This window comes from Glycomyces endophyticus (assembly GCF_039531525.1).
GTDB classification, from domain to species: domain Bacteria; phylum Actinomycetota; class Actinomycetes; order Mycobacteriales; family Micromonosporaceae; genus Glycomyces; species Glycomyces endophyticus.
This window is the reverse complement of record NZ_BAAAQF010000029.1, coordinates 53,080-63,277: the sequence shown is the minus strand read 5'-3', so window position 1 is coordinate 63,277 and position 10,198 is coordinate 53,080. Positions and strand designations below refer to the sequence as shown.

The window sequence follows — 10,198 nt, the reverse complement described above, 5'->3', positions numbered from 1 at the left end:
GCCCGGTCGGGCCGCGGGGCGCCGCCGGCGTCCGCTACTCGCACAGGGCCTCGGCGATGATCGCGTCGACGGACTCGTCCCACGCGTCGCCGTCCCCGTAGCCGTGGCGGTCGACGAGGTTCCAGGCGATGGTGATCTGGCGGTCGCCGTCGGGGGAGTGGAAGGACTGCGTCTCGAGGCCGAGGCTGTCGCCGTCGTGGCCGATGTAGACCCGATCGGGGTCGTCGGCGCAGGGGGTGACGGCGAACAGGCCCAGACCGTAGTCGAAGCTCTTGCCGGTCTCCTGGAAGTCGGTGACCTCGGCGAGCTGGTCGGCGGTGAGGAGCGTGCCGTCCACGAGGGCGTCGTAGAAGTCGTTCAGGTCTTTGGTGGTGGACACGACGCCGCCGCCGGCCCACAGCTGGCTGCTGGACAGCTTCGAGGTGTCGAACCAGGGTCGGGCCTCGTCGCCGGTGGACAGGTACGGGGTCAGGTGCGGGCCGCGGACGCCGGAGGTCCGGGGGTCGGCGAGGTAGGTGTCGCGGAGCCCGGCGGGCTCGAAGACCCGCTCGCGCAGTTCGTCGCCGAGGCGGTTGCCGGTGACCTCCTCGATGAGGATGCCGAGGGCCGTGTACCCGGTGTTCGAGTAGGCCCAGTCCGTGCCGGGCTCGAACCCGATCGGGTCCTGGACGCCGAGCGCGACCAGTTCCTCAGGGCTGAAGCGGGTCCGGTAGTTCGCGTAGACGTCGGTCATGTCGCCGCCCTGAAACAGCGACGCGTACAGGCGCGGCAGGTAGTCGGGGACGCCGGACCTGTGCTGCATGATCTGGCGGATCGTCGGCTCCTCCTCGTAAGGGAGGAGGTCGGGCAGGTACGCGCTGAGCGGGGCGTCGAGGTCGATCGCGCCTTCGCCGTCGAGCTGCACGAGGACGGCGGCGGTCATCGACTTGGTGACGCTGCCGATGCGCAGGCGGTCGTCCGCCTCGGCCGGAGCGGCGCCGGGGCGCAGGCTCCGGGGCCCGACGGCCCCGGTCCACGTCTCGTCGCCGCCGCGGACCTCGACCACGATGGACTGGTCGCCGAGTGCGGCGAGGTCGTCGAGGGCCGTCTGGAGCCGGTCGGCGTCGAGGTCGTCGCGGGCGGGGGCGGACGGGGCGGCGAGGAGGCCGAGTGCCAGGGCCGCTGCGGGGATCGAGGAAATGCTCATACCGAAACGCTATGCGCGGGAACGGTATTCATCGATGCAGCACGCAAGACGGTCGTGGTACCGCAGGCGGTACCACGACCGTTCGTGCATGCCGGAACCCTCTGAGATCAGACCTTCCGGTACTTGCTCTGGAAGAAGCAGTAGACGCCGAAGCAGGCGATGCCGAGGGCGATCAGGCCGAGGAGCCACGGGCCCCAGGCCGTCCCGGCCAGCGTCTTGAGCGCGGCGTCGAGGCCGCCGGCCTGCTCGGGGTCGTAGTTGACCGCCGCGGAGACGACCAGCGCGCCGGCGATGGCGTACGCGACGCCCTTGCTGGTGTACCCGGCCTTGCCGAGCCGCAGCACCGTGCGGCGCACGGACGGGCTCATCCGACCGGTGTTCAGGTGCTTCTGGAACTTCTGCTTCAGGCCGTAGACCGCCAGCCCGATGCCGACGCCGAGCACGACCACCCCGGCCAGGCCGACCAGGAAGCGGCCGCCGCCGGAGTCCATCATGGACGAGGCGGTGGACTGCTGGCTCTGCGACTGCGAGGCGTTCGCGCCGCTGACCACCTTGTAGCCGAGGTAGGCGAAGTACAGGTACAGGACCGTGCGGCAGCCGGAGACGACGCGCTCGGCCATCGCGGCCCGGTCCTGCGGGCCGCTCTCCCCGAGCACCGCCTCGAACGCCTGCCAGATCGCCATCGCGACCATGCCGACGATGATCACGATGACCAGGAACTCGCCGGCCGGCTGCTGGGCGATGGTCTGCAACGCGCCGGACTGGTCGGTCTCGCCGGACGATTGGCCGAAGGCCACTTGGAGCGCCAGCCACGCGAACATCAGGTGGATGACGCCGTAGGCGATGAACCCGCCTCGCGCGAGGAGTTCCAGCGGCTTGCTGTTCGCCGCGCGGGAGGCGGTGCTGCGGACGTTATGGGGGGAAGTCATGCCGCCTCGGGTTTCCGTCGGCGGCCCCTTCCAAACACCCTCCACGTCGGAGTGCGGCGGCGAAGGGGTGCGCTCACTCTCAGACGTAGTGGCGGCACTCGCCGGGGAAGACCGCGGCGAGGCGGTCGGCGAGGACCGCTCCGGCGGCGGTGGAGCGGGCCGGGGCGGGCTCGCGGTAGAGGTGGTCGGCGAGGCCGTCGACGAGGGCGGTGAGTTCGAGGGCGGCCAGGTCGGCGTCGGTGGCGGGCTCGACCTCGCCGCACTCCTTGCCGTTCGCCACGCCCTGGGCCACGCGCCCGCGGACGACCGCGGCGGTCGCGGCGGCCACGGTCGCGGCGGCCGGGACGTCCATCGCCCGGGCCTGGAACGCCCGCGACACCCGGTGCTCGCCGCGGCGGCCCGCGTCGAGGGGGAGGAGCTCGCACAGGCAGTCGAGGAGGATGCGCCGGATCGGCTGCCCGCCGGCCTCGCCCTCGGCGGTGATGCGCGCGACGCGGGCGAGCAGGTCGGCGGTGAGCCGCTCGTAGGCGAACAGCAGCAGCTCGTCCTTGGACGCGAAGTAGTGCTGCACCAGGCCGACCGAGAACCCGGCCTCGCGGGCGACGGCCGCCATCGTGGCGGCGTCGAGCCCGTCGTGGGCGATGAGCCGGTGCACCGCCGCGGCCATCTGCGTGCGGCGGAGTTCGTGGTCGGCGGTCCTCGGCATCCCTGAATCATATAGCGGTATGGTTATCTTGTTGCCATACAGCCGTATGGTTATGGACCCCGCACACCCAGGGACGCCATGAACCGCTTCGCCCTCGCCGCGGCACTCGCGGCGCTCACCCCGTTCGCCCCGCCGCCCCAGGCGCCGGCCGACGACCGGCCGTACCACGACGTCGCCGTCTACCTCGAACAGCGCTTCGAGGACACCGGCGTCCCCGGCGCCGCCTACGCCGTCATCGAGCTCGAAGGCGAGACCCGCGCCCGCGCATGGGGCGTCGACGGCAACGGCGACCCCGTCGACCTCGGCACCCCCTTCCTGTGGGGCTCGGTCGCCAAACCCGTCACCGCGACCGCCGTCATGACCCTCGTCGAGGACGGCCTCCTCGACCTCGACGAGCCCGTCGCGTCCTACCTCCCCGAGTTCACCCTCGCCGACCCCGACCGGTCCGACCGCATCACCGTGCGCCACCTCCTGGAGCAGACCACCGGCATCCCCGAGGGCACCGGCGTCACCGACCGGTACGGCCACCGCGACGACCCCTACGGCGACGCCGTCGCCGACCTCGCCGGCGCCGAGCCCCTCGCCGACCCCGGCGAGGCCTTCGAGTACGCCAGCGCGAACTACCTCGTCGCCGGCGCGGTCGTCGAGGCCGTCACCGGCATGCCCTACGAGGACTACCTCCGCGAGGCCGTCCTCGACCCCCTCGGCATGACCGGCGCCGTCGCCACCGCGGACGCGGCCGCCGACATGCCCCGCGGCCACGCCGTCGCCTTCGGTCAGGCGGTGCCGGTCGAGACCCGGTTCGACCGGACCGGCCCCAGCTACGGCTACCTCGGCGGCACCGTGGAGGACCTCGCCGCCTTCGCGGCCGACCAGCTGCGCGACTCCGCCGTCCTCGCCCCGGAGTCGCTGGCGCTCATGCAGACCGGCGCCGCCGAAGTGAGCGACACGATCGACTACGGGCTCGGCTGGCGCGTCGACTCCCGCAACGCCGACCTCGGCACCGCCACCGTCTGGCACACCGGCGGCGCGCCCGGCTTCTCGGCCGGGACCATCCTCCTGCCCGACTTCGGCCGCGCCGTCGTCGTCGCCCAGAACCGCTACTCGGTCTTCGAGGACGACCCGCTCATCGGCACCATGCTCGGCGCCGCCCGCATCCTCGCCGGAGGCGAGGCCGAGCACCCCGGGACCGGCCCGCTCTACCCGTCGCTGCTCGCGGTCCTGTGCGCCCTGCTCCTCGCCGCCGCACTCACCGTCGTCATGACGGTCAAGCGGATCGGCAGGCCCCGCAGCGCCTCCCCGGCCCGCACCGTCACCGGCGCGGCCCTGTGGACCGCCGGCGCCGCCGCGACCGCCTACGCCGCGTTCGTCGTCCTGCCCGGCCTCGCGCCCAGCCGCGCGGCCTTCTTCGGCATGGCGCTCGACGTCGCCTGGCTCGTCACCGCCGTCGGCGCGGCCGCCGTGCTCGCCGCCGCCGTGCGGATCTGGGCCGCCGCGGTCCGGCTGCGCCGCAGGCCGGCCGCCTGACGCACCGCGCCCGAGGGGCGCCGCCGGGGGGGCGACTCCCCGGCGGCGCCCCTCGCTTGTGCGCGTTTCTTTACCGGCGGGCAACACGAATTCATGCGGCTGTGCTTGACGTGAACGGCGAGGAAACATCGCGCCCATAGCTTGTACCCAGAGCGGATACGACGCTGTATACGCACCCGTACACCGCCGCGACCTGCGGCGCTTGCAGACCCGGCCCCCTCGTCCGCCGGGACGCTCCTCTGCGAAAGGTCACCTGCACATGCCATTGCGCCTCCAGTCCACCGCCCGAGACCTCGCCCGCACCCTCGCCGCCACCGCCGCCGTCGCCGGCCTCCTCGCGACCGCCGCCTGCGGCTCCCGCGCCGGCGAGGAGACCGCCGCCACCGAGTCCTGCGTGGACACCTCCGGCGACACCGTCAAGGTCGGCTCCCTCAACTCCCTCTCCGGCACGATGGCCATCTCCGAGACCACCGTCCGCGACGCGATCGCGCTCGCCGTCAAGGAGGTCAACGCCGCCGGCGGCGTCCAGGGCAAGGAGATCGAGATCGTCGCCGAGGACGGCGCCTCCGAGCCCACCGTCTTCGCCGAGAAGGCCGAGAAGCTCATCCGCGAGGACTGCGTCGCCGCGGTCTTCGGCGGCTGGACCTCCGCCTCCCGCAAGGCCATGCTCCCGGTCTTCGAGGACAACGACTCGCTGCTCTACTACCCCGTCCAGTACGAGGGCCTCGAGGCCTCCGAGAACATCTTCTACACCGGCGCCACCACCAACCAGCAGATCATCCCCGCGCTCGACTACCTCGCCGAGACCGGCGTGAAGTCCCTCTACCTCGTCGGCTCCGACTACGTCTTCCCGCGCACCGCGAACGCGATCATCAACGCCTACGCGGAGGCCCACGGCATCGAGGTCCTCGGCGAGGACTACTCCACCCTCGGCTCCACCGAGTTCTCCACCATCGTCAACCAGGTCAAGGCCGCCGACGCCGACGCGGTCTTCAACACCCTCAACGGCGACTCGAACGTCGCGTTCTTCCGCGAGTACGCCAACGTCGGCCTCACCGCCGCCGACATGCCCGTCATGAGCGTCTCCATCGCCGAAGAGGAGGTCGGCGGCATCGGCGTCGAGAACATCGAGGGCCAGCTCGCCGCCTGGAACTACTACCAGACCGTCGACTCGCCCGCCAACGCCACGTTCGTCGAGGCGTTCAAGGCCGAGTACGGCGCCGACCGCGTCACCTCCGACCCCATGGAGGCCGCCTACAACTCCGTGCACCTGTGGGCCGCCACCGTCGAGAAGGCCGGCTCCTTCGCGGTCGAGGACGTCCAGGCCGCCGCCGACGGCGTCTCCTTCGACTCCCCTGAAGGGACCGTCGTCATCGACGGCGACAACCACCACGTCACCAAGACCGCCCGCATCGGCGAGATCAGCGCCGACGGCCTCCTCTACACCGTCTGGGAGTCCGACGGGCCCATCGACCCCGACCCGTTCCTGGAGGGCTACGACTGGGCCGCCGAACTCACGGTCTCCGAGTAGCCCCCACCCTGCACATGCACTTCTCGCAAGCATCGAAGTTAGCGATCAGGAAGGAGACACCGTGGACCTCCTCGTAGGCCAGCTGTTCACCGGCCTCAGCACCGGCTCGATCCTGCTGCTGGCAGCCCTCGGACTCTCGCTCACCTTCGGCCAGATGGGCGTCGTCAACATGGCGCACGGCGAGTTCATCATGGCCGGCTGCTACACCGCGTACGTCGTCCAGCAGGCCGTCGGCGACGCCGGCGCCTCCCTCCTGATCGCCCTCCCCGTCGGATTCCTGGTGGGCGGCGCGATGGGCCTGGTCCTGGAGACCGTGCTCATCCGCCGCCTCTACCACCGGCCGCTCGACACGCTCCTGGTCACCTTCGGCGTCGGCCTCATCCTCCAGCAGGTCGCCCGCGACGTCTTCGGCGCTCCCGCGGTGAACGTGTCCGTCCCCGAGGCCCTGCGCGGCGGCGTCGACCTGCTCGGCACCACCGTCCCCAAGACCCGCCTGTTCATCATGGCGCTGGCGGTCCTCGCCGTCACCGCCGTGGCCCTGGTCCTGCGGTTCACGCCGGCCGGGCGGCGCATCCGCGCCGTGGTCGGCAACCGCGACCTCGCCGAGACCGCCGGGATCTCCTCCCGGCGGGTCGACGCCGGCACGTTCTTCATCGGCTCCGGCCTCGCCGGCGTCGCCGGGGTCGCGCTGACCCTCATCGGGTCCACCAGCCCCACGACCGGCCAGTCCTACCTCGTCGACGCGTTCCTGGTCGTCGTCGCGGGAGGCCTCGGCCGCATCCAGGGCGCGGTGGTCGCCGCCGTCGCCCTCGGCGCGCTCCAGGCGGTGTTCGAGACGTACTCGACCGCGTCGCTCGCGAAGGTCGGCGTCTTCATCGTCATCGTCGTCTTCCTCCAACTGCGCCCCCAGGGCCTGTTCACGCTGCGCACCAGGAGCCTCGCATGAGCCCGCACCCGCCGCCCCGCCCACCGCTCGCTCCCCCGAACAGGAGGACACGCTGATGCTGCCCCGGCTCCTCGCCACCCGCGCCGGCACCTGGACCGGGTTCGCCGCCGCCGCGCTCGTCCTGTTCGGACTCGCCCCGCTCCTCCTCTCCGGGTTCCGGCTCGGCCTGCTCGCCCAGTTCCTGTGCTACGCGATCGTCGCCGTCGGCATCGGCCTCGCCTGGGGCCGCGGCGGGATGCTCACCCTCGGGCAGGGCGTGTTCTTCGGCATGGGCGCCTACCTCATGGCGATGCACCTGAAGATGGCCGACGCCGAGTTCCGCAACGGCCCCGGCGCCGTCCCCGACTTCATGGAGCTCGCGGGCATCCGCGAACTCCCCGCCTACTGGGCCCCGTTCGCCTCCCCGGCGTTCACGATCGCGGCGATCCTTCTCCTGCCGACCGCGTTCGCGGTGCTCCTGGGCCTCGCGGTCTTCAAGCGCCGCGTCAAGGGCGCCTACTTCGCGATACTCTCCCAGGCGCTCGCCGGGGCCTTCGCGATCCTCCTCATCGGACAGCAGTCCCTCGGCGGGTTCAACGGCCTCAGCCGGTTCCGGTACTTCTTCGGGTACAACCTCGACGACCCGGTCAACCAGCAGATGCTCTACTTCATCGCCGCCGGGGTCCTCCTCGCCGTCGTCGCCGTCGCCCTCCAGCTGCGCCGCTCCCGCTACGGGGAGCTCCTCGTCGCCGTCCGCGACGCCGAGGAGCGCGTGCGCTTCCTCGGCTACGACGCCGCGAACGTCAAGGTCGTCGCCTACGCCGTCGCCGCGCTCTTCGCGTCGGTCGCCGGAGCGGTCTTCGTGCCGATCGTCGGGATCATCTCCCCGGCGAGCATCGGCATCGTCCCCTCCATCATGTTCATCCTCGGCGTCGCCATCGGCGGCCGCGCGAGCCTCGTCGGCCCCGTCATCGGCGCGCTCGCGGTCGGCTGGGCCCAGACCGCCCTCTCCGAGCAGTTCCCCTCCGCGTGGACGTACGCGCAAGGGCTCCTGTTCGTCCTCGTCATCGCCCTGCTCCCCGGCGGCATCGCCTCGATCGCGACCGTCGCCAAGCGGTTCCCGACCAAGCGCACCGAAGTGGAGGCCGCCGCATGAGCGCCGCACCGACCCTCGCCCGCCGTCCCCGAGAAGGAGTGAACGCCGTGCTCGCCTGCCACGACATCGTCGTCGAGTTCGACGGGTTCCGGGCCGTCGACGGCGTCGACCTCGAACTCGCCCGGGGGGAGGTCCACTTCCTCATCGGCCCCAACGGCGCCGGGAAGACCACCCTCGTCGACGCGATCACCGGCCTCGCCAAGTACACCGGCTCGGTCGTCAAGGACGGCGAGGAGCTGCGCGGCAGGAAGGTCCACCACATCGCCCGCGCCGGGATCGGCCGCACCTTCCAGACCGCCGCCGTCTTCGAGAACCTCACCGTCGCCCAGAACCTCGACATCGCCGCCGGCGCCGGCCGCTCCCCGTGGACGCTCCTGCGCCGCCGCCGGGACCTGCCGCAGCACGTCGCCGACACCATGGCGCGCATCGGCCTCGCCGACCGCGCCGACACGCCCGCGGGCATCCTCGCCCACGGCCAGAAGCAGTGGCTGGAGATCGGCATGCTCCTCGTCGGCGACGCCGACGTGCTCCTGCTCGACGAGCCCATCGCCGGCATGGGCCACGAGGAGCGCGAGACCACCGGGCGCCTCCTCCACGACATCGCCGCCGACCGGGCCGTCGCCGTGGTCGAGCACGACATGGACTTCATGCGCGCCTTCGCTTCCCGCGTCACCGTCCTCCACGCCGGGTCCGTCCTCGCCACCGGCTCGGTCGACGACGTCTCCGGCGACCCCCGCGTCCAGGAGGTCTACCTCGGCACCGCGAAGGAGTCCGCCGATGCTGCGACTGCGTGACCTCACCTGCGGCTACGGCCGCTCCGCCGTCGTCCACGGCGTCGACCTCGACGTCGGCCCCGACGAGGTCGTCTCCGTCATGGGCCACAACGGGGCCGGGAAGACCACCCTCCTGCGCGCCGTCGTCGGCCTCATCCCCGCCATGCGCGGCACCGTCGAACTCGCCGACGCCGACGGGAACTGGGAGGACCTCACCCGCAGACCCGCGAACAAGCGCGTCAAGGCCGGCATGGCGTACGTCGCCCAGGGCCAGCAGTGCTTCGCGCACCTGACCGCGGGGGAGAACCTGCGCCTGGTCGCCGACGGCCGCAAGCGCGGCAAGGCCCTCATCGACGAGCAGCTCGACCTGTTCCCCGCGCTCCGCCCGCTCCTGGGACGCCAGGCCGGCCTCCTCTCCGGCGGCCAGCGCCAGCAGCTCGCCATCGCCCGCGCCCTCATCACCGAGCCGCGCCTGCTCATCCTCGACGAGCCCACCGAGGGCATCCAGCCGAACGTCGTCGCCGAGATCGAGTCCACCGTGGTCGGCCTCGCCGCGCGCGGCGGCCTCTCGGTGCTCCTCGTCGAGCAGCACCTCGGCTTCGCGCTCCAGGCCGCGAGCCGCTACTGCGTGCTCCGCTCGGGCCGCGTCGCCTCCGAAGGCGCCACCGGCGGCGAGGCCGAGACCCGCGTCCGAGAGGCCATGGCCATATGACCCGCACCCAGCCCCGAACCGGAGCCCCCGCATGACCGCCGCCTTCTCCCCCCTACCGGAGTCCGGCGAGCCGCTCGCGGCCCGCGTCTACGTCGCCCTGCGCGCCGACCTCATGGCCGGCCGCTACGAGCCGGGGAAGCGCCTCGGCGAGGAGCGGCTCGCCGGGAACTACGGCGTCTCCCGCACCCCCGTGCGCGAGGCCCTCAGCCGCCTCTCCGCCGACGGCCTCGTCTCCCGCGAAGTGGACGGCCTGTACCCGTACCGGCCCCGCATCGACCAGCTCAACGACCTGTACGAGGTCCGTCTCACCCTGGAGCTGCGCGGCCTCTCCCGGGCCGCCGCCGACCCCGCGGTCGCGCACGACCACGACCTCCTCGGGCCCGAGCTCGAACGCTGGTACCGCCTCCGCGACGCCCCGCCCGGCCCCGACGCCGGGTTCGTCGAGTCCGACGAGCGCTACCACCTGACGCTCCTGGCCTCCTCCGGCAACCCGCAACTCGCCGAGGCCCTCAAGGTCGTGAACAACCGGATCAGGCCCGCCCGCATGTTCGACTACTTCACGGCCGAGCGGATGGAGTCGACGATCGCCGAGCACATCGCCATCGCCGAAGGCGCCCTCGACGGGCGCTACGCCGAGGCCACCGCGATCCTGACCCGCCACATCGAGACGTCCCGGTCCATCGTGGTCGGCCGCGCCGAGGCGGCCCTCACCTGGGCCCACCTCGCGAACGCCGTCCGCCCCTAGCACCTTTG

The 10,198-nt window shown here is 72.3% G+C and carries 10 protein-coding genes; 7 read left to right on the top strand and 3 right to left on the bottom strand.

Annotation, left to right across the window (positions count from 1 at the left end):
- Positions 1-34: 34 nt before the first annotated feature.
- The 3 genes from ABD419_RS23615 to ABD419_RS23605 all read right to left on the bottom strand — a co-directional run bounded on the left by ABD419_RS23615 (position 35) and on the right by ABD419_RS23605 (position 2,821).
- The gene (locus ABD419_RS23615) at positions 35-1,186 is read right to left on the bottom strand and encodes a serine hydrolase domain-containing protein (protein ID WP_344492139.1); all 1,152 of its coding nucleotides are present in this window, start codon (positions 1,184-1,186) and stop codon (positions 35-37) included.
- Positions 1,187-1,293: 107 nt separating this feature from the next.
- Positions 1,294-2,115, bottom strand: a complete 822-nt coding sequence (locus ABD419_RS23610) for a DUF1206 domain-containing protein (RefSeq protein WP_344492136.1) — start codon at positions 2,113-2,115, stop codon at positions 1,294-1,296.
- Positions 2,116-2,194: 79 nt separating this feature from the next.
- Positions 2,195-2,821 carry a TetR/AcrR family transcriptional regulator gene (locus tag ABD419_RS23605; RefSeq protein WP_344492133.1) on the bottom strand — a complete coding sequence of 209 codons (627 nt, stop codon included), beginning with the start codon at positions 2,819-2,821 and terminating at the stop codon, positions 2,195-2,197.
- Between the two features lie 78 nt (positions 2,822-2,899).
- On the opposite strand from ABD419_RS23605, the gene ABD419_RS23600 reads away from it, so the two are divergent.
- The 7 genes from ABD419_RS23600 (at position 2,900) to ABD419_RS23570 (ending at position 10,190) form a co-directional block, all read left to right on the top strand.
- Positions 2,900-4,348, top strand: a complete 1,449-nt coding sequence (locus tag ABD419_RS23600) for a serine hydrolase domain-containing protein (RefSeq protein WP_344492131.1) — start codon at positions 2,900-2,902, stop codon at positions 4,346-4,348.
- A gap of 259 nt (positions 4,349-4,607) precedes the next feature.
- Positions 4,608-5,879 carry an urea ABC transporter substrate-binding protein gene (urtA, locus tag ABD419_RS23595; RefSeq protein WP_344492128.1) on the top strand — a complete coding sequence of 424 codons (1,272 nt, stop codon included), beginning with the start codon at positions 4,608-4,610 and terminating at the stop codon, positions 5,877-5,879.
- Positions 5,880-5,940: 61 nt separating this feature from the next.
- Positions 5,941-6,825: an urea ABC transporter permease subunit UrtB gene (gene urtB, locus ABD419_RS23590; RefSeq protein WP_344492125.1), complete on the top strand. Its 885-nt coding sequence runs from the start codon at positions 5,941-5,943 to the stop codon at positions 6,823-6,825.
- A gap of 55 nt (positions 6,826-6,880) precedes the next feature.
- A complete protein-coding gene (gene urtC / locus ABD419_RS23585) occupies positions 6,881-7,960 on the top strand; it encodes an urea ABC transporter permease subunit UrtC (RefSeq protein WP_344492123.1) in 1,080 nt (359 codons plus the stop codon).
- Positions 7,957-8,754 carry an urea ABC transporter ATP-binding protein UrtD gene (gene urtD, locus ABD419_RS23580; RefSeq protein WP_344492120.1) on the top strand — a complete coding sequence of 266 codons (798 nt, stop codon included), beginning with the start codon at positions 7,957-7,959 and terminating at the stop codon, positions 8,752-8,754. Before urtC ends, urtD begins: the two co-directional genes overlap by 4 nt.
- Positions 8,738-9,445 carry an ATP-binding cassette domain-containing protein gene (locus ABD419_RS23575; protein WP_344492117.1) on the top strand — a complete coding sequence of 236 codons (708 nt, stop codon included), beginning with the start codon at positions 8,738-8,740 and terminating at the stop codon, positions 9,443-9,445. Before urtD ends, ABD419_RS23575 begins: the two co-directional genes overlap by 17 nt.
- Before the next feature lie 31 nt (positions 9,446-9,476).
- Complete coding sequence (locus tag ABD419_RS23570) at positions 9,477-10,190, top strand: GntR family transcriptional regulator (protein ID WP_344492113.1); 714 nt, start codon at positions 9,477-9,479, stop codon at positions 10,188-10,190.
- The last annotated feature ends 8 nt before the right edge of the window (positions 10,191-10,198 follow it).